The following is a 24,932-nucleotide window of genomic DNA, read 5'->3' on the forward strand; positions in this document are numbered from 1 at the left end:
TCGTCTCCGTCACCCTTTTCCCGGGTGTCTCTGGTGCCAAGCCGTATGCCCCTGGAATGCCGCTCCGGCGCGCACAAGGGTCAGTTCCTGGAACTGACCAGCCAGCAATTGAAGGCCGATCGGCATCTCGTCCTTTGCGACACCTGCAGGGAAAGTCAGTGCCGGATGGCCGCTCATATCGAGGGGGCAGGTATAGCGCTGCAGCCTAGCGATCAGATCCGGCTGCTCACCAAGTGTCGCGATGGCAGCGAGTGTCAGGGGAGCGAACGGCTGAACCGGGGTCAAAATCAGGTCGACGGATGCAAACAAGGCTTCGACGTCACGGCGGAAAATCGCGCGTCGCAGAAGGATCTGCTGATACTCCGCCTCCGAGACGGCTTTGCCCTTTTCAATGACGCCGGCAAGGATAGGCCCGTACAAGTCTTTGTTCGCAGCAAAGTCTCGCGCGTGAACGGCTGCCGCCTCCACGGCGCAGTTCGGCACCCAATCGGCAACGGCCTGGCTCACGTCCGGGAACCTGATCTCGACCATGTGCGCGCCAAGATCGGAAAAAACGTCCGAGGCAGCGGCGAGTGCGGCCTGTGTCTGAGGCTCCACGTCCTCGCTGTTCCACCCTGGATCAAAGCCTATCCGCAGACCGCCGACCCCGCTTCGCGAAGCGGAAGCGAAATCCGGCACCGGTTGCGCCGCCGCCGTTGGGTCCTTCGGATCACTTCCCGCGATGGCGGCAAGAATGATCCCCGCATCCATGGCGCTTCGCGCAATCGTACCGAGGTGGTCGAGGGAGGGAGCGAGATCGAAAACGCCGTGCCGGCTGACGCGCCCCCATGTCGGTTTGAGGCCCGTGACACCATTTGCGGCCGCCGGCCAGCGGATCGAGCCGCCGGTGTCGGACGCGATCGCACCGAAACAAAGGCCCGCTGCCGCCGCGACAGCTGAACCGCTCGAGGAAATCCCGGTCCAGTAGTCCGCGCTCCACGGATTGACAGACGGGGTTATTGCCGGATGGTAGTCCGAATACGCTCCCTCGGTCATTTGCGTCTTGCCGATAATGATCGCGCCTGCTTGCCTGAGGCGTCTGACGACAGTGGCGTCTTCGTCCGGAACAAAATTGCCATGGACGAGTGTGCCAGCCCTGGTTGGCACGCCTTCGATCCAGCACAGGTCTTTGACGGCGATCGGAACGCCGTGCAGCGGGCCGCGATGGCGTCCAGCGGCGATTTCCTCATCCGCCACCTTCGCCTGTTCCAGCGCGCTTGTGTCCATCACCTGCGCATAGGCGTGGAGGTCCGGTTCCAGTCGCGCGATGCGCCGAAGCTGCGCCTCGGTGATCGCCAGCGAGGAAATGCTCCCTCTTTTGATTCTGTCTCCGATCTCCGTGAGGCTGAGCAAAGTGAAATCATCCGAAACTATCGTCATTCAATTTTTCCCGACTGCGGTGAGCGAAATACATTAGAAAATCTATCTATCTTCAATCGCGCCTCCTGTTCCTCGTGAGGAGCGAGACAAGCACAGTTTAATGTGATAAAGCACATCATACTCGGCCGACAAACCAGATTTAATCATCCCTATAACTTAGAAAATCTAAATCATGAGCCGCCACCTTCCCCCGCTCAATGCCCTGAAGGCTTTCGAGGCCGCCGCCCGCCATCTCTCGGTCAAGATGGCGGCCGACGAGCTTTGCGTCACTCCGGGCGCGGTCAGCCAGATGTTGAAATCGCTCGAGACACATCTTGGCGTGAAGCTGTTCGAACGAGTGACACGCGGCATCTATTTGACCGATGCGGGCCGGGACTACCTGCCAGCGGTCCGCAATGCCTTTCGCCAGATTGCCGAAGCCTCGCGACGCGTCATGGCCTCCAACGACAGCGGCATGCTGACAGTCAGCGTCACGCCATTCTTCGCATCGGCATGGCTCTTGCCGCGCATGCACTCCTTCCAGGAGATCAGCCCCGAAATCGATCTCCAAATCGTCGCAAGCAGCACCCTTGCCGATTTCTCTCGCGGCAGCGTCGATGTCGCGGTGCGTCATGGTGCCGGCCGTTATCCGGGCTTGCGCAGCGACCGCGTCGTAACCGTCGAGATGGTCGCCGTGGCAGCCCCTGATCTCGTCGATCGCCTCGGCGTCCCTCGATGCGCGGACGATCTCATCCGCTGGCCGCATGTCCATGATGCCGACCGCAAGGGATGGAGCCTTTGGTTCCAGGCAAATGGCGTGGAAGAGTTCCGTTCTCCCCGCGGTCCGTCGTTTGACGATAGCAGCCTTATTTTGAAGGCGATCCTGTCTGGCCATGGCGCAGGGTTGCTGCCCGCTGCAATGATTGCAGCGGAACTCGCCAGCGGTGAGTTGGTGAAGCTCCTGGACGCGGCTTTGATAGACGAGTTTGCCTATTACCTGGTGTGCCCCGAGCACGCCCAGGACAATCCAAAGATTGCGACCTTCCGGGATTGGATACTCAATGTGGAGAAGACGCAGCTGGCCGAAACGTCCGGCAAGGCTCAGAAAAGCCTCCATCCTGGCTGATGCGCTGCGGATCCCGACCGTGACAGACTCAGCATCCTGATCGATGGCGATGTCTCTGAGCCTCGAAGGACGATGCATCGGAATTACGCCCGAAGTGCTCGAGCGCGAGACTACAGCACTCGCCGGAATTCTTGCCAGGCGCCCGAACTGGCGCGCTCATTGCCGGTTTCAGCGAGATAGATCGCGAGCTGGTCGTAGGTGATCGTCAAAGGACAACAGGGAAGCGGAGGAGGATAATCAGGCGATCTTGAAGCGCTGGACCTTGGTCAGGCAGATCGGCGAAGATCCATTTCGTAGCGGGTAGCCCGCACCTGGTGCGGGCTACCCATTTGTCTCTGTCAAACTGGTTGCGTCCAAGCCGGTTATTGCTGTGTCGGAGCGGTGTCTTGGAGTTTTGCCTGAACCTTCTTGGCGACTGCCGGATCACTCTGTGCAGCTGTAAGGATTGCCGAATACTCTTCGATCGAAATGGTCGGTGAGGCTTGTACCGCCTCGACCATTTTCTTGCTGGCTTCGGTCTCCAAGTCCTTCTTCGCCGTTGCATCCGACGTTGCTTCTATCTTGGCGGAATATTCCTGCCTGACCTTGTCGACCTGAAGATAGGCAACCGCGAAGGCCTCGATTTTCTGGTCGCTGATCGCAGCGTCCGGGCCCTTGCTGCCAGCCTGGCCCTGCGTCGGCTGGGTCGTTTCGGCCTGAGCGATCTCAAGGGCGGATGCGGGACTGACGACCATGAAGCTAAAGACTGCCGCCGCGAGCGACGCGACGGGTTTGTAACCGGTGATCATATTCATTCCTCTCTGATGCGCATGACGTGATCAGGAGCGACACTGACTTTCAATCGCCCCTAAGGTCGGCCGGATACCGAATGCGCCGCGACGATGGAACGTTGGAATGGGCTCGATGCGGCCGTATCGGGGCCATTTGCTGACCATTCCACGGCAGCTTTACGGCTCACCCGACGGCTCCGGTCCCACACTTTCTCCCGGTCCCGGACCGACTACTTCTTCCCCACCCGTTCGCGCCGGACCCGGCGCGTCAGATTGAACGCGTCATGGCCGGCACCGGAAACGATGTCGCGATGGGAGAGTTGACGCTCTCTCGCGCTTGCTCTAACGGCCCCGATCAAATCGCGATCGAAAGCGATCCCCGGCGAGTGCCACGTCAGACGCCCCTGAAGATCGATCGCGCCATGGCAACGCCGCCGACATCGACGTCGCCTGCGATATCGCGGCCACGCGGTTTCGACAGGGTGTCTGTTCGCGCATGCCGCTCCGGCGGCGGACAGACGTCCTCATCCGTTTTTCCGAATTGATCGCCGAGAGCCGTGACATCCTGGCGGTGCTCGATACGATGGAGATGGGCAAGCCGATCGCCAAAATGTGTGCGAAGAACCGGGACCGATGCCGGTCGCCAAGATCGAGTACGTAGTCAACGAGGCGCAGGCGACGGTTGAATTCGCCTGAAAGCTGACGGCGGCACCGGCATCAGTCGCCGCCCGACGCTGCCTGATCCATGCGCATCTGGCGCAGCATGTTCCGCCCGGCGATCAGCATCTCGAACAGGAAAGCCAACAGCGACCCGATGAGCGAGACGATCGCGCCGCCGAAAAACCAGAAAAGGTTCTCCTCGCGAAACCCGAAGGCAAGCGCGCCGGCGAGCAGATTGAGAATGGCGCAGCCCGTGCAGATCGCCGCGAAAGTCCCCAGCGCAACGGCGATCTCGAGCGCCAGCGTCCGCCGGCGCAGATAGTCAAGCTGCATCCGCCGCGCGTCGTTCTGCTCGTATTTCTCCCCGATCTCGTTGACGCGATCGGACACCCTGCCAAGCCGGGAGGCATAGACACTGACAAAGCCGGCAGTGCCGGCGAGAAGAAAGACGGGCGCCAGCGAGGTTTGGACGATCGAAGCGAGATCGATGACGGTCGACGGCGTCTCCATGCTTGCCTTCATTTTGCGTCGCTCGCTTCCGGCGAGACCGGGAGGAGCACTCTAGTCAGTTTTGACGGATATAGTAGCGATACAAACACCGAGATATGGCGCAGATAGAAGCGCTTCATACCCTTATCAAGGGAATACGGGAGCGACCCAGCCCGACGTTCACACGCCCAACAGTAACGTCCGCACCAGGGGATGCTTGGCGTCGGCAAGGCCGTCGACGACGTTGAAGTGGTGCCGGTCCGGCTCCGCGACAGCAGCCGTCGTTGCACCCAATCCGGTCCAGATATTGGCAAGAAGCGCGTTCTGACGCAGGAACTCCGCACGCTCGCCGCCTCCGACCCAGCAGGTGATGCGGGCGTCTGGCATCGGCCGCAGCAGTGCCGGGCTCTGTGAAAGTGCCTCGGCCTCGTCGATCGCGAGCTTCTCGTTCATGGCCGTCGACATGATCGGGCGCAGGTCATGCACGCCGGAGATCGAGACGACGTTGCGGATCCGGCCCTGGACATCAGGCGAAAGCGGCGCGGTCGTCGTGATCATTCGGCTGACGAGGTGGCCGCCGGCCGAATGGCCGGTCAGCATCAAGGGACCCTCGACGCGTTTCGATGCCTCGCTTATAGCGGCGGCGACCTCTTCGACGATCCCGGCAATGCGAATCTTTGGGCAGAGCGTGTAGGACGGCATCGCGACGGCATAGCCGCGCTCCACTGCTCCGGCCGCCAGGTGCGACCAGAAGCTCTTGTCGAGCTGTAGCCAGTACCCGCCGTGGACGAAGACCACCAGGCCCTTGGGCGAACCGTCGGGAAGAAAGAGATCCATACGGTTCCTCGGCCGATCGCCATAGGCAAGGTCGAGTTTGGCGCGTCCGGCGCTCAAGAGGGCGTTGCGGAACGCCTCGGCCGGTTTGACCCAGGCTTCCGGCCAGCGATCGCCGCGCGCGATGTTCGAGCCGTTCGCATAGGCGTCGTCCCAGTCGGAAATGCGGTGTTCCAGCATCGATTTCATCCTCCCTTTGATGTCTCCTCACAGATAGCAATCGCCTGCCCCACCGGGAAAGGCAATGCCGGCAATCGAAAAAAACTTTAGGCTTGAAATAATTTTGGACTGGTGCGATGCTGCCCCATGTTCAGCCGAGAAGTGGAGGTCTCGCTGTGCCTATCGCCATAACTGGAGTCGCGTCGCCGACGGCCCGTGTCACTTTGAATAGTGCCGCGACGCTTGCCGCTTGTCCGCAGACCAGGGCTTTGAACCACCGCAAGACTTTCAGCCGGCTTTGAACAATGCCTGGGCAACAGGCACGAACGAAATTAGGGAACAGCCGCCACATGCTTGGACCGACTTCGCACGTCGATACGTTCACCCGCGACCATCTTCCGCCACAGGAAGAATGGCCGGAGTTTCTTCTCGAAGGTTTTGACTACCCGGATCACCTCAACGCCGCCGTCGAATTGACGGACGCCATGGTTGCCAAGGGTTTCGGCGATCATACCGCGTTGATCGGCAATGGCCGCCGCCGGACTTACAAGGAACTGTCCGATTGGACCAACCGTCTCGCCCACGCGCTGGTTGAAAATTACGGTGTGAAGCCCGGGCACCGCGTGCTCATCCGCTCCGCCAACAATCCGGCCATGGTCGCCTGCTGGCTGGCGGCCACCAAGGCCGGCGCCGTCGTCGTCAACACCATGCCGATGCTCCGGGCCGGGGAACTCGCCAAGATCGTCGACAAGGCCGAAGTCAGCCTGGCACTTTGCGACACGCGGCTGATGGAAGAAATGATCGTCTGCGCCAAGGACAGCCGCTTCCTGAAGCAGGTCGTGAGTTTCGACGGGACCGCGAACCACGACGCCGAACTCGACCGCATTGCGCTCGACAAATCAGTGGTCTTCGAGGCGGTGCATACCGGTCGCGACGATGTGGCGTTGCTCGGTTTCACCTCTGGCACGACGGGGATTCCGAAGGCGACCATGCACTTTCACCGCGATCTCCTGGCGATCGCCGACGGCTATGCCCGCGAAGTGCTCGGGGTCACGCCCGACGATATCTTCGTCGGCTCGCCGCCGCTCGCATTCACCTTTGGCCTTGGCGGCCTTGCGATCTTCCCCTTGCGCTTTGGAGCCGCAGCGACACTGCTCGAGCATGCGACGCCGGCCAACATGGTGGAGATCATCGAGAAGTACAAAGCGACGATCTCGTTTACCGCGCCCACCGCCTATCGGGCGATGATGAAGGCGATGGATAACGGCGCCGATCTTTCATCACTGCGCGTCGCGATCTCGGCGGGCGAGACCCTGCCCGGTCCGGTCTTCGAGGAGTGGACGGCCAAGACCGGCAAGCCGATCCTCGACGGGATCGGCGCGACCGAGATGCTGCATATCTTCATTTCCAACCGCTTCGAGGACCGCAAGCCTGCCTCGACCGGAAAGCCGGTCGGCGGCTACGAAGCGCGGATCGTCAATGACGACATGCAGGAAGTCCCCCGCGGCACGATCGGCAGGCTTGCGGTGCGTGGCCCGACCGGCTGCCGCTACATGGCCGACAGCCGACAGCGCGACTATGTGCGCGACGGCTGGAACCTGACCGGCGACGCCTTCTATCAGGACGAGGACGGCTTCTTCCATTTCGCCGCCCGTTCGGACGACATGATCATCACCGCCGGCTACAACATCGCCGGCCCCGAGGTCGAAGCCGCCCTGATTTCCCACCCGGAGGTCGCAGAATGCGCCGTCGTCGGTGCGCCCGATCAGGAACGCGGCCAGATTGTCGAAGCCTATGTCGTTCTGATATCTGGCGTGTCGGCAGACGACGCAACGATCAAGCGTCTGCAGGATCATGTGAAGGCGACGATCGCGCCTTACAAATATCCGCGATCGGTAAAGTTCCTGGACAACCTGCCGAAAACAGCCACGGGCAAGATCCAGCGGTTCCGATTGCGGTCGGAGAACTGAAAACATGAGCAAATCATACGACCCTTCGAAAGAAGGCGCCCAGATGTCGTTCGAGGGACGCATGTCCTATAGCGACTACCTGATGCTGGAAAAGGTACTGGATGCGCAGGAGCCGCTTTCCAAAGCCCATGACGAGATGCTGTTCATCATCCAGCATCAGACGTCCGAGCTCTGGATGAAGCTCGCGCTGCACGAGATCAACGCGGCGGTCCGCTCGATCCGCGACGACCGGCTGGAGCCCGCATTCAAGATGCTGACGCGCGTCGCCCGCATCTTCGAGCAGCTGAACAGCGCCTGGGATGTGCTGCGAACGATGACCCCCAGCGAATACACCACGTTCCGTGAATCGCTCGGCCAATCCTCCGGCTTCCAGTCCTGGCAGTACCGGGCGATCGAGTTCCTCGCCGGCAACCGCAATGTCGCGATGCTCGGGCCGCATGCGCACCGCCCCGACATCATGGAAAAGCTGGAAGCGATCCTGGCAGCGCCGTCGCTCTACGACGAGGCGATCCGGCTTCTTTCGCGCAACGGTTTCGATGTCGGCGCGGAAGCGGACAAGAGCGATTGGCGCGAGACGCGCACGGAAAGCGAAAAGGTCTTCGCCGCCTGGCAGATCGTCTACCGCGATCCCGAGCGCTATTGGATGCTCTACGAGCTCGCCGAGAAACTGGTCGATTTCGAGGACTACTTCCGTCGCTGGCGCTTCAACCACGTCACGACCGTCGAGCGCATCATCGGCATGAAACGCGGAACCGGGGGCACATCCGGCGCGTCCTATCTGAAAAAGATGCTCGAAGTGGAACTTTTCCCCGAGCTCTGGCACGTGCGCACGGGTCTCTGATAGAACACAACCCAAAAGGGAACCAACAAAGAGGAGAACAGCATGAACCGCATTCTGGCAGCAGGCCTTCTTGGCCTTTCACTTGCAACGTCAAGCCTTGCCCATGCCGAGCCGGTGAAAATCGGCGTCATCACCACGCTGTCGGGCGGCGGCGCCGGCCTCGGCATCGATATGCGCGACGCCTTCACGCTGGCGATCAAGCAGTCGGGCAACAAGGACGTGGAACTGGTGATCGAGGACGATGCCCAGAAGCCGGAACTTGCGGTGCAGATCGCCGAGAAGATGATCCAGGGCGACAAGGTCGACCTGATGACGGGCATCATCTGGTCGAACCTTGCGATGGCCGTCGTGCCGAACACGGTGGCACAGGACGTGATCTATCTGTCGCCGAACGCCGGTCCCTCGGCACTTGCCGGTGCGAACTGCAATGCGAACTATTTCAACGTCGCCTACCAGAACGACAATTTCCATGAGGCGATGGGCCAATACGCCAACAAGGATTACAAGAACGCCTTCATCCTCGCCCCCAACTATCCGGCCGGCAAGGACGCGCTGACCGGCTTCAAGCGCTATTACAAGGGCGCGCTTGCCGGCGAGATCTACACGCAGGTCGGGCAGACGGACTACGCTGCCGAAATCGCCCAGATCCGCGCCTCGGGTGCCGACACCGTCTACTTCTTCCTGCCCGGCGGCATGGGCATCGCCTTCATGAAGCAATATGCCCAGTCGGGTGTGAACATCCCCGTCATGGGCCCGGGCTTCTCCTTTAGCCAGGACGTCCTGCCGGCGATCGGCGACGCGGCGCTTGGCGTCAAGAACTCGGCGACCTGGTCGAAGGACCTCGACAACGAGGCCAACAAGAAGTTCGTCGAAGCCTTCAAGGCCGAGTACAAGCGCCTGCCCTCGATCTACGCGGCGCAGAGCTGGGATACCGCAAACCTGATCCTCGCCGCGCTGTCCAAGGCAAGCGTCAAAGACAAGGACGCCTTCCGCGCAGCACTTAAGGCAGCAGACTTCCAGTCGGTGCGCGGCAAATTCGTCTTCAACAACAACAACCACCCGATCCAGAACATCTACGTCCGCGAGGTGGTGAAGGAAGCCGACGGCGTGCTCACCAACAAGATTATCGCCACCGCCTTCGAAGACCACAAGGACGCCTACGCCGAGAAGTGCAGCATGTAGTGCCCTGCACCTGTCGTTGCCCGGGTGCGCGGCCTTGATGCCGCCATCCGGTCGATGATCCATGTCCTCCTGACATCAAGCTTGGACCGGTCTCTTGTTCACCGCACTTCTGATCGAACAACTGCTCAACGGGCTCCAGCTCGGTGTGATGCTGTTTCTGATGGCCGCCGGCCTGACCCTGATTTTCGGGGTCATGGGCCTCATCAACCTGGCGCACGGCTCACTGTATATGATCGGCGCGTTTGCCTGCGCCACGGTCGCAGCCGCCACCGGCTCCTTCTGGATCGGCCTCATCGCCAGCCTTGCAGCTGCAGCTGGTGTCGGCGCGATCATCGAGGTCGCCGTCATCCGCAGGCTCTACGACCGCGATCATCTCGATCAGGTCCTTGCGACCTTCGCCCTGATCCTGATCCTGTCGGAAGGCGCCCGCTGGCTCTTCGGCTCCTTCCCGCTCTATCTCGACATTCCCCCCTTGCTCCAGGGTGCCGTACCGCTGCCGGGCGGCGGCCAGTACCAGCTCTACCGCCTGGCGATCATCGGCGTCGGCATTGCCGTTGCGATCGGCCTCTATCTGTTGATCTCCAGAACCCGGCTCGGCATGCGCATCCGGGCGGGCGAGTCCGATCGAGAGATGATCGGAGCGCTCGGTGTCGACATCGGCACGCTCTATACGGTCGTCTTCGCACTCGGTGCAGCGCTTGCCGGGCTTGCCGGCGCATTGGTGGGTGCATTGCAATCGGTGCAGGTCGGCATGGGCGAACCGGTCCTCATCCTCGCCTTCGTCGTCATCGTCATTGGCGGTATCGGCTCGATCAAGGGGGCACTGGTCGGCGCTGTCATCGTCGGTGTCGTCGACACGATGGGCCGTTTCCTGCTCCCATCGCTTCTGGCACTCACCATGCCCGCATCACAGGCGACCACGATCGGTGCGGCGCTCGCCTCGATGCTGATCTACGTCGTCATGGCCCTTATCCTCGCCTTCAGGCCGAGTGGCCTGTTTTCGGCACAGTCATGAGGCCAAGATGACCCGCGAAACCACAATCAACCTGCTTCTCGCCCTGCTGCTTCTCGGTGCGCCGATACTGGCTGCAAGCTTGGGCGAACCCTTCTACGTGACGCTCGCAACCCGCATCGTCGTGCTGGCGCTTGCCGCCGTCGGCCTCAATATGGCGCTCGGGCTTGGTGGGCTGCTCTCTTTCGGGCATGCGGCCTTTTTCGGCCTCGGCGGTTATGTCGCCGGCATCCTCGCCACGCACGCCTTCAATGCCGAACCGCTCTTTGCCGGCATTCCGGCGACGACATCCATGCCGCTGATCTGGGTCGTCGCCGTCGCGGTCGCCGGGCTCATCGCGTTGCCGATCGGTGCGATCAGCCTGCGCACCTCAGGCGTCTATTTCATCATGATCACGCTCGCCTTCGCGCAGATGATCTACTACTTCGCGATCTCCTGGCCGGCCTATGGCGGCGAGGACGGCCTGTCGCTGTCGATGCGCAACGCCTTTCCCGGCGTCAACACGGCCAAGCCCCTGCCCTATTTCCTGATCTGCTACGCGGCACTGATGGCGGCGCTGCTTCTGTTTCGCGTGGTCGAGGGTTCACGCTTCGGCAGCGCCCTGCAGGCGGCGAGACAGAACGGTACCCGCCTTGCCGCAGTCGGCATCGCACCTTTCAACATCCGCCTCGTCGCCTTCGCCGTCTCGGCGATGATCACCGGGTTTGCCGGCGCGCTCTATGCCGACCTCAATCGCTTCGTCGGTCCCTCTATGCTCTCCTGGCACATGTCGGGTGAACTGATCGTGCTGATCATCCTCGGCGGCAAAGGCCGACTGTTCGGCCCGGTTGCCGGCGCGATGATCTTCGTCTTCTTCGAATATGTGCTCGGCGGCATCACCGAGCGCTGGCAGTTCTTCCTCGGCCTCATCCTGCTCGGCATCGTGCTGTTTGCCCGCGGCGGTCTGCTGGGTCTCCTCTCCGGAAAGCCGCGCCATGTCTGAGCCCGTTCTCGAAATCCGCGACCTCAGAAAATCCTTCGGCGCCCTTAAAGCGACTGATGGCGTCAGCCTCGAGCTTCACCCGGGGCAGATCCATGCGCTGATCGGCCCGAACGGCGCCGGCAAGAGCACGCTGATCCACCAGATTGCCGGATCGCTCAGGGCCGACAGCGGCACGATCCGATTTCTCGGCCAGGATATCGGCGGCCTCGATATGGCCGCCCGCGCAAGGCTCGGCCTTGCCCGTAGCTTCCAGATCTCCTCGCTGGCGCAGGAATTCTCGGCTCTTCGCAACGTCATGCTGGCGGTGCAGGCGCGCCACGGCAGCAGCTTCCACTTCTTTCGCCAGGTCAGCAACGACAAGGAACTGACCGAACCGGCGATGGCGATGCTGGAGCGCGTCGATCTTGCTGCGCGTGCCCACGTGCCGGCGGCCGAACTCTCGCACGGCGAACGCCGGCAACTCGAAATCGCCATCGCGCTGGCGCTGTCGCCGAAAGTCTTTCTGTTCGACGAGCCCATGGCCGGCATGGGACCGGAGGGCTCCAAGCGGCTGACTTCGTTCCTTGATGGGCTGCGCCACGAAGCGCCAATGCTCTTGGTGGAGCACGACATGGATGCGGTCTTTGCGCTGGCGGATCGCATCTCCGTGCTGGTCTACGGCCGCATCATCGCGTCAGGCACAGTCGATGAAATCCGCAGCGATCCGGATGTGCGCCGGGCCTATCTGGGAGAAGCCGCGTGAGCCTGCTCGAACTCAAACGTCTCGAAACCTTCTACGGCGCATCCCAAGCGCTCTTTGGCGTCAACCTCGATGTGCGCGAGGGCGAGGTCGTCGCGCTCATGGGCCGCAACGGCATGGGCAAGACGACGACGATCAACTCGATCCTCGGGCTCGTGCGCCCGCGTTCAGGCGCCATCTCCTTTGCCGGCAAGACCATCTCCGGCCTGCGCCCGCACCGGATTGCAAGGCTCGGCCTCGGTCTCGTTCCTGAAGGACGGCGCTGCTTTCCCAATCTCACCGTCATGGAGAACCTCGTCGCCACGGCTCGCGGAAACGAATGGACCTTCGAGAAAGTGACCGCGCTCTTCCCTCGCCTCGGCGAGCGGCGCGATCAGTATGCCAACACGCTTTCGGGCGGGGAGCAGCAGATGCTTGCGATCGGCCGGGCCTTGATGACCAATCCCAGCCTGCTCATTCTCGACGAGGCAACGGAAGGGCTGGCGCCGGTCATTCGCCAGGATATCTGGTCGGCGATCCGCACTCTGAAGGCGGCAGGGCAGTCGATCCTCGTCGTCGACAAGACGCTTTCGGAACTCCTGCCCGTTGCCGACCGCTGCTTCGTCCTGGAAAAGGGCGCGACCGTGTTCGAGGGAGCGCCGCTTGCGCTGACGCCAGAACTCCAGGATCGCTATCTCGGCGTTTGATCGGTCGCTCAGGCCGAGGGAATGCCACCGCCGAGCACTGTGGAATAGGCAGCCGCGTCGATGTTTCCGCCCGAGACCACGCAGACGATGTTTCCCTTGAGATCCGGTCGCGCGATTGCGGCGGCAAGCGAGGCAGCACCCGCGCCTTCGGCAACGATCTTCGCCTTCTTGAAGAGAATCCGCATCGCTTCGGTCACCTGCCCCGGGCTGACCGCAATCGCCCCATCGATCAGGTCACCGACCACCGGCCAGATCTGAGGCACCAGCGACGGCGCGCCGATGCTCTTGATAAAGGAGGGGCGGGTTTCGATCGTCACGATTTGGCCAGCGACCAGGGCCGCCGAAACAGGGGCGGCGCTGTCATCTTCAACCGCAAAGACACGGCAGCGGTCGGAAGCGGCCTTGATAGCGCTGGCCACCCCGGTGGTCATGCTGCCACCGCCATACGGGGTAAGCACGACGTCGACATCGGGCAGATCCTCGATGATCTCCACACCGATGGAGCCGTTCCCGGCCAGCACCGCCTGATCGGTCACCGGATTGATCAGCAGTTCCAGCGCATCCGGATGATCGGCGCCAGTGATGTAGTCCCACCAGGTCTCGGCACTGACGAACCGTACTTCTCCGCCGAGCGCACGCACACCGTCGATCTTGGTCTGGGGTGCGCCGCGATACATGTAGGCAACCATCGGCACACCGATGAGGCGTGCCGCCCAGGCCATGCCATAGGCCATATTGCCGGAACTGGTGACTGCGACGCCGCTTTCGAGTTCGGCCGGATCGCGCGACAACACAGCGTTCAAGGCGGGACGGAGCTTGAACGCGCCAATTGGCGACAGCGTCTCCAGTTTCAGGAATATCTGACGGTCCGGAAACCCAAGATCGAGCCTGACGAGCGGTGTGCGCGCGAAATGCGGCGCGATGCGTTTACGAGCATCGGCGATTTCCTCCGGGGTCGGGCGGTGTGGCGCGATCATTGCTTAAGTCCCCCGTTAGCCGTCCTCTCGCCTCCAGGCACAATGGCTCTGAACGAATCCGCTGCGGGGCGGCAGCCTCGGTATGTGTCTGAACAAGAGGCAACGGGCGAAATACCGCCCGCTGCTCTTCGGTGCCATCAATCAGGTTACGGCCGCACGGACCGCGAAGCGCGCATCCTGCCATGCACCGGTCTTGAGGATGTCCTCCAGGATTTCGACGGCCTGCCAGACGTCGGCGTAGCTCACATAGAGCGGCGTGAAGCCGAAGCGCATCGTCGTCGGCGCGCGGAAATCACCGATAACGCCACGGGCAATCAGCGCCTGCATGATTTCGTAAGCGTGCGGGTGTTTGAACGATACCTGGCTTCCGCGCTTGGTTCCGTCGCGCGGGCTTTCGAGCGCCAGACCGTGGGCACCGCATTTCGCCTCAACGAGCGCGATGAAGAGATCCGTGAGCTGGATGCTCTTTTCGCGCAGCGCTTTCATGTCGACCTCGTCCCAGACGTCGAGCGCGCCCTTTAGCGCCCGCAGCGACAGGATCGGCTGTGTTCCGCAGAGGAAACGGCGGATGCCCTCGCCGGCAGCATAGTGCTTCTCGAAGGCGAAGGGACGGGCGTGTCCCCACCAGCCGGTGAGCGGCTGGCGGATATCGCCGTGGTGACGGGTGGCTGCATAGATGAAGGCGGGGGCTCCGGGGCCACCGTTCAGGTACTTGTAGGTGCAGCCGACCGCGAAATCGACATTGGCGCCGTCAAGATCGACTGGCAACGCGCCGGCCGTATGGCAGAGGTCCCAGATGACCAGTGCGCCATGTTCGTGCGCCTTGCGGGTCAGGGCCGCCATATCGCGCAGCTCGCCGGACTTGTAGTTGACGTGGTTGACGAGAACGACGGCGACGCTGCCATCGATCAGATCCTCGATCTCGGGCGCATCGACCCCTTCGAGCCTGAGCGAGGCGCCCGGACGCGTCGAGACCACGCCTTCGGCCATGTAGAGATCGGTCGGAAAACTGCCGCTTTCGCTGACGATCACCGACCGATCGGGCCGCAAGGCCATGGCCGCATGGAGGGCCTTGTAGATGTTGATCGACGTGGTGTCGCAGACGACGGTCTGGCCGGCGGCCGCCCCGATCAGCCGCCCGACCCGGTCGCCGAGCGTCAGCGGCATCTCGAACCAGCCGGCCGTATTCCAGCTGCGGATGAGGTCCTGCCCCCATTCCTCGGTGGCGGCCTTGCGAAGCTCGTCGAAGGCGGCGGTCGAGGCAACGCCGAGCGAGTTGCCGTCGAGATAGATGAGACCCGGCGGCAGGATGAAACGCTCGCGCATCGGGCGGAGCACATCGGCCACATCCATGGCCTTTATCGCGGCAAGATCAGGAACTGCATTCATGAAGGTGGTCCTCATTTATTCGCGAACGGTTTCGCGGGCGGGCGCAGGGCCGCGGCTTCGCTTGAGGCTCGGAAGAGCCAGCATGGCCAGAACGAAGAGGCCGGTCGCAAGTTTCAGGTCCGGCGGTGGCATGCCGGCGGCCAGGCAGAAGGAGACGAGCTGGTAGTAGACGATCGCACCTACGAACGGCGCAGCGAGCTGGCGCGCCACGCTCTGCTTGCCAACGATCGCCTCGCCGATCATCAGCGCCGCAAGGCCGTTGATCAGGATGCCGAGGCCCATGTTGACGTCAGCAAAGCCCTGTGACTGCACCATCAGCGCGCCGCCTGCCGCCGAAAACGCACCCGCAAGCCCGACGCCACCGATCGTCGCCATCCAGACATTGATCCCTTGAGCTTCAGCCATATCGGGATTGGCGCCGACGGCGCGAACGGCCGTGCCTTTTTCCGTGCGGAAGAAGTGGTAGAGCAGGACGAAGACGATGAGTGCGATCAGGCCCGCGACGACGATCTTGCTTGCGGGGAAGCCCGGCTGCAGCCCCGGCGCCCAGTCGAACACCGTTGGCGCACCGAAGACCGAGAGGTTCGAGCGCCCCATGATCCTGAGGTTGATCGAATAAAGCATCGTCATCATGAGGATGCCGGCGAGCAGCGTGTGGATCCGGAACCGCAGATGGATGAAGGCCGTGCAGCAGCCGGCAACGAATCCGGCGAGAAGTGCGATGGCGATCGCGGCGAGCGGCGACATGCCCGCCGCCATCAGCACGCCGCAGACGCAGCCGCCGAGCGGAAACGCACCCTCGCTGGTCAGATCCGGGAAGCTCAACATGCGGAACGGGATCATGATCCCGAGCACGACGAAGGCGAGGATCAGGCTCTGCGCGAGCGTGACGGGAACGAGCGAGACGAAGCTCGCGAAGGTATTTTGAAGAATATCCATGATCGTCAGCTCGCCAGGAACATGCGGTCGGTTTTGACGGAGAAGTGGCCGATCAGATCCGGCACGGTCGTCTGCGCCTTTTCCTTGCCGTCGATTTCGAGACGGACGCGCCCGGCGTCGAGCATGATGACCTTGTGACCGAAATCCACCGCGTGCTGCATGTTGTGCGTCACCATCAGCGTTGTCAGCTTCAGGGCTTCGACCGCGCGGATCGTCGCCTGCATGACGATATCGGCGGTGCGCGGATCAAGCGCTGCGGTGTGTTCGTCGAGCAGCAGCAGTTCCGGCTCGCCGCCGACCGCCATGATCAAGGACAGCGATTGCCGCTGGCCGCCGGAAAGCAGCTCCACCCGTGTGTCGAGGCGGTTTTCAAGGCCGAGCCCGAGCAGCGACAGGCGTTCCCTGTAGGTGGCGAGCCGCGTCGCGTTCAGGCCGCGCCGCAGGGTGCGTTTGTTGCTGCGCAATTCGGCAAGCAGCATGTTTTCGGCCACCGTCATAGAGGCAGCGGTGCCGCGCATCGGGTCCTGGAACACGCGGGCAAGCCGCATCGCGCGCTTGTGTACGGGCGTTGCGGTCACGTCGTCGCCATTGATGACGATCTGGCCGCTATCGAGCACCAATGCACCCGAAATGGCGTTGAGCATGCTGCTCTTGCCGGCGCCGTTGGAACCGATGACGACGCCAAATTCGCCCGTGGCAAGGCTGAGATTGAGGCCGTCGAGCGCGACTTTTTCGTCCGCCTGCCCCTTGTAGAAAACTTTGCGGGCCGATCTGATTTCCAGCATTGGCTCCCCCTTAACTTATGAGATGACGGCGCTCGGGGCGCCGTCACTGAAGAGACAAGACGGAGATCAATCGACCACGCAGTTGCATTCGGTCGCGAGCGCTGCCGGCACTTCGATGCCGAAGGCAGCGGCAGCCTTCTTCGAGATCAGCGGCGCGTGATCCTCATAGGCCGGGCGCGACGGCGCGATCGTCTTCGGGTCTGCACCTTTGAGGATCTGAGCAGCGATCTTGCCGGCATTGACGCCGACCTGCTCATAGTTGACCGCAAAGCTTGCCGGTACGACGCCGTCACGCACTGCACCGTCGTCGGAGTTTACGATCGGGATCTGCGCCTGGCGCGCGGCTGCCGACACAGCACCGATCGCCGGCTGCAGCAGGTTCGATGCGGGCGTATAGATCACGTCGGCCTTGCCGGCGAAGGAGGCGATGCGCTGCTGGATGTCGTTGACATTGTCGACGCCGACCTCCACGACCTCGAAGCCTGCGTCAGGCGCTGATTCCTTGATCTTGTCGAGCAGGGCCTGGTCGTTCGCCTCACCCGGATTATAGGGCACGCCAAAGCGCTTCGCGTTCGGCAGCAGCTTGTGGGTGAAGGCCATGACGGCGGCCACGTCCTGAAGGTCGGTCGCACCGGTCATGCCGTCGTCACCGGCCTCCCAAGACGGAACGAGCTTGGCGGCCACCGGATCGGTAACGGCGGAGAAGACGACCGGAATGCCGGAGCCGGCGAGCGCCTTCTTGGCGATCTGCGAGACGGGCGTGGTGATCGTGTAGACCAGTTTCGGCTGTTCGGCCTGCAGCTTGGCGATCATCTGCGGCACCAGCGAGGCGTCGAAATTGGTGTGGCTCTCGGTGTAGACGACGTCCTTGCCTTCGACGAAGCCGTTTTCGGCCAGCGCCTTCTTGAAGCCGGCGATCGATGCGTTCAATTGCGGATGCTCGCCAAAATTGGCGATGCCGATGCGGATCGGATCAGCGGCCGCTGCTCCCAGTCCCCATGCCATTGCACCGGCGACAACCAATCCCGAAAGCCACGTGCTCTTAAGCCTGCTCATACATCCCTCCCAGAATTTGACGAGCGTTACCGCCCTCCTCGGCGGCTTGCGCGGATCATGGAACCGCTCCGGCCTCTTGTCAAATTAATATATATATTTTCACATGAGGCGCAGAACTATATATATTTGTATCGACCCGGTGTGGGCGCTAAGGGAACCTGATGCAAGACCACGAACAGTCGACCAAAACGGAATCGGCATACCGGTTGCTACGCCGCGACATTCTTTCGACGCGGCTGAAGCCGGGCGCGCCGATGAAGCTGAGCACGCTGCGCGAAAGCTACGGGATCGGCTGGACGCCGCTACGCGAGGCTCTGTCGCGGCTGGAGGCGGAAGGGCTGGTGACCGCCATCAGTAATCGCGGCTTTGCTGTTGCTCCGGTGTCACGCGAGGAACTCGACGACCTCACCCGCGCCCGCCTTGCCGTCGAAATGCCGCTGCTCATCGAGTCGATCGAGAACGGCGACAGCGCCTGGGAATCCGCCGTCGTCACGGCACACTACCGGCTGTCGCGCTGCAAGGTTTCCGTCGAGCGTTTCTCCGAGAGCGAAGTCGACGAGTGGGACGAGAAGCATGCCGGGTTTCATACGGCTTTGATCAGTGCTGCGAGGTCGCGCTGGCTCACGCGCTTTCAGGCGACGATCTCCGACCAGCTTCGCCGTCACCACCGCTTCCTAAGTCTGGCGCCGACGATTAGGGCCGCCGCCGGTATGAGCGCAGGCTACGAGGAGGCCGTTTCGGCGCTTGAGGACGCGATGGCGATCGAGCACCATACCGAGCTGATGGAGGCAGCACTCGATCGCGATATCGAGCGTGCCCGCACCCTGATGGCCGAGCACATCGGCTTTACCGTCAACGTCTATGTCCAGTCCGAGGATGGCGGTCGCGCGTCGCCGCTGCTCGCCCAGTCGGTACCTGGGCTTGCGTCCAAATGACGGCCCGTGACAACCTGTCCAAGACCTGCTTACCTCTCTAAAAGCAGAAAAACGAAAGAGCCGCTGATTTGCGGCCAAGGGTTGGAAGCGGACGTTGGGAATGATGGGTGAAGACAAGTTCGACACCTCGCCGGAATGGGTCGATGGCGAGACCAAGGCGCTCGAGGCTCCGGGCGATCACCGTGCAGAGCTCAGGCTATGGCTGCGTCTCTTGACCTGTTCGACACTTGTCGAAAGCGAAATCCGTCGGCGGTTGCGGGAAGAATTCGATTCGACCTTGCCGCGTTTCGACCTGATGGCCCAGCTCGAGCGTGCGCCTGACGGCATGGTGCTTGGCGAAGTCTCCAAGCGCATGATGGTCTCCCCCGGCAACATCACGGTGCTGGTGGAACGGCTGACCGAGAGCGGCCACATCAGCCGCACGACGCTTCCGACCGACCGGCGTGTCCAGATCATCGCGCTTACCCCCTTCGGCCGCGCCGAATTCGAGAAGATGGCAGCAAGCCATGCCGACTGGATCTCGGATCTGTTTGCCGGCCTTCCGGCCAAGGAAGGCGGCGTGCTGATGGATGAGCTTGCCACACTCAAGCGGTCGATCATCGCCTCGCTCGCGCGAAATTCCTGAGTTCACGGCGCTTCTGCCTACAACTGCCTTACTTTCTGCCGCACCGGCCCCGAAGCGATGCGACGCCGTTCGGCGGCGCTGCGAGCGCCCGGCGTCGGCTTCCCATCTGCCCAAAACAATTTTAAGCTTGAAATTTCTCCTGAACGAGTCCACCCTGCTTGCAACAGTCCAGCATGGCCACTTGTGCCAGCTCGACGGTGACGCGCAGCCGGAACTCGGGAGGAGAACGACATGCGGATCGTCTGTATCGGTGGCGGGCCTGCCGGCCTTTATTTTGCGCTGCTGATGAAGCGGCAGCATCCGGAGCATCACGTCACCGTCGTCGAACGGAACCGCCCCTTTGACACATTCGGCTGGGGCGTCGTCTTTTCGGACGCGACCATGCAGTCGATGCGGCAATGGGACCCGGAGACCGCCGAGGCGATCGAGGTTTCCTTCAACCATTGGGACGACATCGAGCTGGTCTTCAAGGGCCGCAAGATCCGCACGACCGGCCACGGCTTCGTTGGCATCGGCCGCAAGAAGATGCTCAACATCCTCCAGGAACGCTGCCTCGAACTCGGCGTCGAACTGCTGTTCGAGCAGGACGTGGAAAGCGACGAGCAGTTCGCCGACGCCGATCTGATCATCGCCTCCGACGGCGTCAACTCAAGGATCCGCAACAAATACGCCGACATCTTCAAGCCGGACATGGTGATCCGGCCGAACCGCTATGTCTGGCTCGGCACGGACAAGAAGTTCGACGCCTTCACCTTCGACTTCCAGCGCACCGAGCATGGCTGGTTCCAGGCGCATATCTACCGCTTCGACGAGAACACCTCGACCTTCATCGTTGAGACCACCGACGACGTCTTCCGCGCCCATGGCCTCGACCAGATGGACCAGGACCAGTCGATCGCGTTCTGCGAAAAGCTCTTTGAAGGCACGCTCGACGGCCACAAGCTGATGACCAATGCGCGGCACTTGCGCGGCTCCGCCTGGCTGAACTTCGGCCGGCTGATCTGCGAAAAGTGGAGCCATTTCAACGGCCACAGCCATGTCGTGTTGATGGGCGACAGTGCCCACACGGCCCATTTCGCCATCGGCTCGGGCACCAAGCTTGCGATCGATGACGCGATCGAACTCACCCGCCAGTTCGATATTCTGGGCCACGACAAGGCAACCATTCCCGCCGTGCTGTCGGCTTACGAAGAGGTGCGCCGCGTCGATGTCGCCCGCATCCAGAATGCGGCCCGCAATGCGATGGAATGGTTCGAAGTGGTCGGCACGCGCTATGCCGACACGCTGGAGCCCGAACAGTTCATGTATTCGATGCTGACCCGCTCGCAGCGCATCAGCCACGAGAACCTTCGCCTGCGCGACAAGGACTGGCTCGAAGGCTTCGAGCGCTGGTTTGCCGAACGCGCCGGTGTGGCGCCGGCGGCGAACGGGGCGGTTCCGCCGCCGATGTTTACGCCGTTCAAGCTCCGCGGCCTGACGCTGAAGAACCGCATCGTGGTTTCGCCGATGGCGATGTATTCGGCAGCCGACGGCGTGCCGAACGATTTTCATCTCGTTCATCTCGGCGCGCGCGCCATGGGCGGTGCGGCGCTCGTCTTCCCGGAAATGACCTGTGTGTCGGCCGATGCCCGCATCACGCCCGGATGTCTGGGGCTCTGGAGCGACGAGCAGGCCCAGGCCTTCAAGCGCATCGTCGACTTCGTACACCAGCAGACCCCCGCCAAGATCGGCATCCAGCTCGGCCATGCCGGCCGCAAGGGCGCGACAAAGGTCGCCTGGGAGGGGATCGATCAGCCCTTGGCCGAAGGCGGCTGGCCACTCATTTCCGCGTCCGCCCTGCCCTACCTCAAGCATTCGGACATGCCGCGCGAAATGACGCGGGAGGATATGGACCGGGTCGTCACCGATTTCGTGCGGGCCACCGAACGGGCCCGTGACCTCGGTTTCGATATCCTCGAACTGCACGTCGCGCACGGCTACCTGCTGTCGAGCTTCCTGTCGCCGCTTACCAATCTGCGCACCGACGACTATGGCGGCGATCACGCCGCCCGCGCCCGCTTCCCGCTCGAAGTGTTCCACGCAGTGCGTAAAGTCTGGCCCGAGGACCGGCCGATGTCGGTTCGCCTGTCAACCCATGACTGGCACGAGGGCGGCAACACGCCCGAGGACGCGGCAATTTTCGCCCGCCTGTTCAAGGAGGCGGGCGCCGACATGATCGACTGCTCGTCCGGCCAGGTGGTGAAAGAAGAAAAACCGATCTATGGCCGCCTGTTCCAGACGCCATTTTCCGATAAGATCCGCAACGAGATCCAGGTTCCGACCATTGCGGTCGGGGCGATTTCCGAGGCCGACCACGCCAATTCGATCATCGCAGCCGGTCGAGCCGATCTCTGCGCGATTGCCCGCCCGCATCTGGCCGATCCGTCCTTCGTGATGCACGAGGCGGCAAAGATTGGCTATGACGGCGAGCCCTGGCCGAAACAGTACCATTCGGCTCGGGCCCAGTACGTGAACAACCTGGCGCGCGCCGCAACGACGGCAGGCAAGCCATGACAAGGCACGCCCTCGTCACAGGCGCCGGCAGCGGTATCGGCAAGGCGATTGCCCTTAGGCTCGCCGCCGACGGCCACATCGTCAGCCTCGCCGGTCGGCGCGCAGCGCCGCTTGAAGCGGTACGGGGCGACATCCTTGCTGCCGGCGGACAGGCCTTTGTCCGTGACGGCTTCGATGTGACCAACCCGCAGGCCGTCGAGCAAGGTATCACGGCTGCGATCGCTGAAGCCGGAGAGATTGCCGTTCTCGTCAACTGCGCCGGCGAAGCGCCCTCGGCGCCGTTCGAAAAGACCGACTTCGCGCTTTGGCAGCGGGTGCTTTCCATCAACCTCACCGGCGTCTATCTGGTGACGCAGGCAGCGCTTGTCTCCGTGCGGCGGGCCGGCAACGGCCGGATCGTCAACGTTGCGAGCACCGCGGGCCTGACCGGCTATGCTTATGTTTCGGCCTATTGCGCGTCGAAGCACGGCGTCATCGGCTTGACGAGGGCACTGGCGCTTGAGCTTGCGCGCACCGACGTCACCGTCAATGTCGTCTGCCCCGGCTTCACCGACACGCCGCTGATCGACGGCGCGCTCGATACGATCAGCGAAAAGACCGGCCGTTCGCGCGAGGAAGCGCGCGCCAGCCTTGCTCGCTCCAACCCGCAGGGACGCCTGGTGACGCCGGAAGAAGTCGCCCACACGGTCTCGTGGCTCGTCTCGGAAAAGGCGACGGCAATCACTGGTCAGGCGATCGCTGTCGCCGGCGGCGAAGTTCTTGGAGGATAGAGATGACAAACCCAATGCAGGCCAAGAAGCGCGCCTTCAAAGACCACAAGGCCAAGCACTTCCTGTTCGAAACGGATGCTGACGGACGCGTCGCCACGATCACCCTCAACCGTCCGGAAAAGAAGAACCCGCTGACCTTCGAAAGCTACGAGGAACTTTGCGATCTTTTCCGCTCGCTTGCCCGCGCCAGCGACGTGCGCGCGGTCGTGCTGGCCGGCGCCGGTGACAACTTTTCATCCGGTGGCGACGTGTTCGAGATCATCGAGCCGCTGACGCGTATGGCGATGCCCGATCTGCTGGATTTTACCCGCATGACCGGCGAACTGGTCCGCCAGATCCGCGCCTGCCCGCAGCCGGTCATAGCAGCCGTCGACGGCATCTGCGCCGGCGCCGGCGCCATTCTGGCCATGGCCTCGGACTTCCGTGTGGCAACGCCCGAGGCGAAGACGGCCTTTCTCTTTACCCGCGTCGGGCTGGCCGGCGCCGACATGGGCGCCTGCGGCATTCTTCCCCGCATCATCGGCCAGGGCCGCGCCGCCGACCTGCTCTTCACCGGCCGCGTCATGACCGCGACGGAAGGCCACGCCTGGGGCTTCTACAATGCTCTGCACGAGCGTCCGTCGCTGCTTGCCGAAGCCCAGAAATTCGCACGCAGTATCGCCGACGGCCCCTGGTTTGCCCATGCGATGACCAAGAAGATGCTCGACCAGGAATGGGCGATGGGTATCGACCAACTGATCGAATCGGAAGCCCAGGCGCAAGCGATCTGCATGGCGACCGGCGACTTCCGCCGCGCCTTCGAGGCCTTTGCCGCCAAGGCGAAGCCTGAATTCAAGGGGAACTGAGCATGAGTTCCCATGGCACGACCTTGCGCCCACCTTCCCGCGATCATCTCGACTGGCCGTTCTACGATGACAGTCACCGTGCGCTCGCTGCGGAACTCGACGCCTTCGTGGCTCGTGGCGGCCTCGGCGAGATCGATCACGCTGATGTCGATGCCGCCTGCAAGCAGCTGGTCGCGGCACTCGGTACTGCAGGCGTGCTTCGCCATTGCGTGCCAAAGGCGTTCGGCGGTGCTAGCGACGAGATCGACAGCCGGTCGCTCTGCCTCATCCGCGAAACGCTCGCCTGCACAGACGGGCTTGCCGACTTTGCCTTCGCCATGCAGGGCCTCGGGACGGGTGCGATCAGCCTGTCCGGCTCCGAGGCGTTGAAACACGCCGTCCTGTCCAAGGTCGCCCGCGGCGAATGGATCTCCGCCTTTGCGCTTTCCGAACCCGAGGCCGGCTCGGATGTCGCGGCGATGGCGTGCGCTGCGCGCCGGGATGGCGATCATTTCGTACTCGACGGTGAAAAGACCTGGATCTCGAACGGCGGCATCGCCGACGTCTATACCGTCTTTGCCCGCACAGGCGAGGCGCCGGGTACGCGCGGCATTTCCGCCTTCGTGGTCTTCGCCGATACGCCGGGCTTTACCATCCCCGAGCGCATCGAGACGATTGCGCCGCATCCGCTCGCCCGCCTTCGTTTCGACAATTGCCGCATCCCGGCGTCGCAACTTCTGGGCGCGTCTGGCGAAGGCTTCAAGATCGCCATGCGCACCCTCGACATTTTCCGCCCGTCCGTGGCAGCCGCCGCGATCGGATTTGCCCGGCGCGCGCTTGACGAGGCGGTGGCCCACGCGAAGAGCCGCAGGATGTTCGGCGCGACCCTTGGCGATCTGCCGACGGCGCAAAGCACGCTTGGCGAGATGGCGACCGCTATCGACGCGGCAGCACTCCTGACCGGCCGCACGGCGTGGCAACGCGACGTGCAGAAACGACCAACGACGCGCGAAGCGGCGATGGCCAAGATGACCGCGACCGAGAACGCGCAATGGGTCATCGACCAGGCGCTGCAGCTCTTTGGCGGCCGCGGCGTGCGCGTCGGCGAGATCACCGAGCGGCTCTATCGCGAGATCCGCGCGCTCAGAATCTACGAGGGCGCGACCGAGGTTCAAAAGCTCATCATCGGCCGCGAGCTGATGAAGGGCACGGGACGATAACAAGGGGTGTC

The 24,932-nt window shown here is 62.7% G+C and carries 23 protein-coding genes and 1 pseudogene; 15 read left to right on the plus strand and 9 right to left on the minus strand.

Features of this window, described 5'->3' with window-relative positions:
• Window positions 1–9: 9 nt before the first annotated feature.
• Complete coding sequence (locus AC3WVQ_RS33115) at window positions 10–1,419, minus strand: amidase (RefSeq protein WP_060530151.1); 1,410 nt, start codon at window positions 1,417–1,419, stop codon at window positions 10–12.
• A gap of 172 nt (window positions 1,420–1,591) precedes the next feature.
• Here AC3WVQ_RS33115 and gcvA point away from each other — a divergent pair, with 172 nt between their 5' ends.
• On the plus strand, window positions 1,592–2,524 hold the full coding sequence (gene gcvA / locus AC3WVQ_RS33120) for a transcriptional regulator GcvA (protein WP_134887118.1): 933 nt from the start codon (window positions 1,592–1,594) through the stop codon (window positions 2,522–2,524).
• 362 nt (window positions 2,525–2,886) lie between these two features.
• Here gcvA and AC3WVQ_RS33125 read toward each other — a convergent pair whose 3' ends face one another.
• Complete coding sequence (locus tag AC3WVQ_RS33125) at window positions 2,887–3,312, minus strand: DUF4168 domain-containing protein (protein WP_112975597.1); 426 nt, start codon at window positions 3,310–3,312, stop codon at window positions 2,887–2,889.
• Window positions 3,313–3,721: 409 nt separating this feature from the next.
• Here AC3WVQ_RS33125 and AC3WVQ_RS33130 point away from each other — a divergent pair.
• A pseudogene (locus tag AC3WVQ_RS33130) lies at window positions 3,722–3,955 on the plus strand (aldehyde dehydrogenase family protein); the annotation flags it as partial.
• A 56-nt stretch (window positions 3,956–4,011) separates the two neighbouring features.
• Here the strand turns inward: AC3WVQ_RS33130 and AC3WVQ_RS33135 are convergent.
• Window positions 4,012–4,464, minus strand: a complete 453-nt coding sequence (locus AC3WVQ_RS33135; RefSeq protein WP_034796355.1) for a DUF2721 domain-containing protein — start codon at window positions 4,462–4,464, stop codon at window positions 4,012–4,014.
• Window positions 4,465–4,623: 159 nt separating this feature from the next.
• Complete coding sequence (locus AC3WVQ_RS33140) at window positions 4,624–5,457, minus strand: hormone-sensitive lipase (RefSeq protein ID WP_060530164.1); 834 nt, start codon at window positions 5,455–5,457, stop codon at window positions 4,624–4,626.
• 329 nt (window positions 5,458–5,786) lie between these two features.
• On the opposite strand from AC3WVQ_RS33140, the gene AC3WVQ_RS33145 reads away from it, so the two are divergent.
• From AC3WVQ_RS33145 to AC3WVQ_RS33175, 7 genes are all read left to right on the plus strand, one after another.
• Entirely contained in the window at window positions 5,787–7,406 is a 1,620-nt protein-coding gene (locus AC3WVQ_RS33145) for a benzoate-CoA ligase family protein (RefSeq protein ID WP_034796293.1), read from the plus strand.
• Between the two features lie 4 nt (window positions 7,407–7,410).
• The gene (gene kynA / locus AC3WVQ_RS33150) at window positions 7,411–8,247 is read left to right on the plus strand and encodes a tryptophan 2,3-dioxygenase (RefSeq protein ID WP_060518000.1); all 837 of its coding nucleotides are present in this window, start codon (window positions 7,411–7,413) and stop codon (window positions 8,245–8,247) included.
• Between the two features lie 42 nt (window positions 8,248–8,289).
• Window positions 8,290–9,429 (plus strand): ABC transporter substrate-binding protein, encoded by a 1,140-nt coding sequence (locus AC3WVQ_RS33155; protein WP_060518003.1) that lies wholly within the window; start codon window positions 8,290–8,292, stop codon window positions 9,427–9,429.
• A 94-nt stretch (window positions 9,430–9,523) separates the two neighbouring features.
• Window positions 9,524–10,444 (plus strand): branched-chain amino acid ABC transporter permease, encoded by a 921-nt coding sequence (locus AC3WVQ_RS33160; protein ID WP_034796285.1) that lies wholly within the window; start codon window positions 9,524–9,526, stop codon window positions 10,442–10,444.
• Window positions 10,445–10,451: 7 nt separating this feature from the next.
• Window positions 10,452–11,423, plus strand: a complete 972-nt coding sequence (locus AC3WVQ_RS33165; protein WP_034796282.1) for a branched-chain amino acid ABC transporter permease — start codon at window positions 10,452–10,454, stop codon at window positions 11,421–11,423.
• Window positions 11,416–12,165: an ABC transporter ATP-binding protein gene (locus AC3WVQ_RS33170; protein WP_034796279.1), complete on the plus strand. Its 750-nt coding sequence runs from the start codon at window positions 11,416–11,418 to the stop codon at window positions 12,163–12,165. Before AC3WVQ_RS33165 ends, AC3WVQ_RS33170 begins: the two co-directional genes overlap by 8 nt.
• Window positions 12,162–12,848, plus strand: a complete 687-nt coding sequence (locus AC3WVQ_RS33175; RefSeq protein WP_060580770.1) for an ABC transporter ATP-binding protein — start codon at window positions 12,162–12,164, stop codon at window positions 12,846–12,848. Before AC3WVQ_RS33170 ends, AC3WVQ_RS33175 begins: the two co-directional genes overlap by 4 nt.
• Window positions 12,849–12,856: 8 nt before the next feature.
• On the opposite strand, the gene AC3WVQ_RS33180 is transcribed toward AC3WVQ_RS33175, so the two are convergent.
• From AC3WVQ_RS33180 to AC3WVQ_RS33200, 5 genes are all read right to left on the minus strand, one after another.
• Window positions 12,857–13,825, minus strand: coding sequence for a threonine ammonia-lyase (locus tag AC3WVQ_RS33180; RefSeq protein ID WP_034796273.1), 969 nt, complete (start codon window positions 13,823–13,825; stop codon window positions 12,857–12,859).
• 141 nt (window positions 13,826–13,966) lie between these two features.
• Complete coding sequence (gene kynU / locus AC3WVQ_RS33185; protein ID WP_192444941.1) at window positions 13,967–15,214, minus strand: kynureninase; 1,248 nt, start codon at window positions 15,212–15,214, stop codon at window positions 13,967–13,969.
• A 15-nt stretch (window positions 15,215–15,229) separates the two neighbouring features.
• Window positions 15,230–16,153, minus strand: a complete 924-nt coding sequence (locus AC3WVQ_RS33190; protein ID WP_034796270.1) for an ABC transporter permease — start codon at window positions 16,151–16,153, stop codon at window positions 15,230–15,232.
• Between the two features lie 5 nt (window positions 16,154–16,158).
• Window positions 16,159–16,938: an ABC transporter ATP-binding protein gene (locus tag AC3WVQ_RS33195; RefSeq protein ID WP_034796269.1), complete on the minus strand. Its 780-nt coding sequence runs from the start codon at window positions 16,936–16,938 to the stop codon at window positions 16,159–16,161.
• A gap of 66 nt (window positions 16,939–17,004) precedes the next feature.
• The gene (locus AC3WVQ_RS33200; protein ID WP_492383481.1) at window positions 17,005–17,994 is read right to left on the minus strand and encodes an ABC transporter substrate-binding protein; all 990 of its coding nucleotides are present in this window, start codon (window positions 17,992–17,994) and stop codon (window positions 17,005–17,007) included.
• A 161-nt stretch (window positions 17,995–18,155) separates the two neighbouring features.
• Between AC3WVQ_RS33200 and AC3WVQ_RS33205 the strand changes: the two genes are divergently transcribed.
• The 6 genes from AC3WVQ_RS33205 (at window position 18,156) to AC3WVQ_RS33230 (ending at window position 24,921) form a co-directional block, all read left to right on the plus strand.
• Window positions 18,156–18,929 carry a GntR family transcriptional regulator gene (locus tag AC3WVQ_RS33205; RefSeq protein WP_060580771.1) on the plus strand — a complete coding sequence of 258 codons (774 nt, stop codon included), beginning with the start codon at window positions 18,156–18,158 and terminating at the stop codon, window positions 18,927–18,929.
• A gap of 100 nt (window positions 18,930–19,029) precedes the next feature.
• A complete protein-coding gene (locus AC3WVQ_RS33210; protein WP_226020898.1) occupies window positions 19,030–19,554 on the plus strand; it encodes a MarR family winged helix-turn-helix transcriptional regulator in 525 nt (174 codons plus the stop codon).
• Between the two features lie 231 nt (window positions 19,555–19,785).
• Window positions 19,786–22,107, plus strand: a complete 2,322-nt coding sequence (locus AC3WVQ_RS33215; protein ID WP_192444943.1) for a bifunctional salicylyl-CoA 5-hydroxylase/oxidoreductase — start codon at window positions 19,786–19,788, stop codon at window positions 22,105–22,107.
• Complete coding sequence (locus tag AC3WVQ_RS33220) at window positions 22,104–22,877, plus strand: SDR family oxidoreductase (RefSeq protein ID WP_192444945.1); 774 nt, start codon at window positions 22,104–22,106, stop codon at window positions 22,875–22,877. The genes AC3WVQ_RS33215 and AC3WVQ_RS33220 overlap by 4 nt, the downstream gene beginning before the upstream one ends.
• A gap of 2 nt (window positions 22,878–22,879) precedes the next feature.
• On the plus strand, window positions 22,880–23,722 hold the full coding sequence (locus AC3WVQ_RS33225) for an enoyl-CoA hydratase family protein (protein ID WP_192444947.1): 843 nt from the start codon (window positions 22,880–22,882) through the stop codon (window positions 23,720–23,722).
• Window positions 23,723–23,724: 2 nt separating this feature from the next.
• Window positions 23,725–24,921, plus strand: a complete 1,197-nt coding sequence (locus AC3WVQ_RS33230) for an acyl-CoA dehydrogenase family protein (protein ID WP_192444949.1) — start codon at window positions 23,725–23,727, stop codon at window positions 24,919–24,921.
• The last annotated feature ends 11 nt before the right edge of the window (window positions 24,922–24,932 follow it).

The sequence above is a fragment of the Ensifer sp. EB106-05-01-XG146 genome (assembly GCF_058791875.1).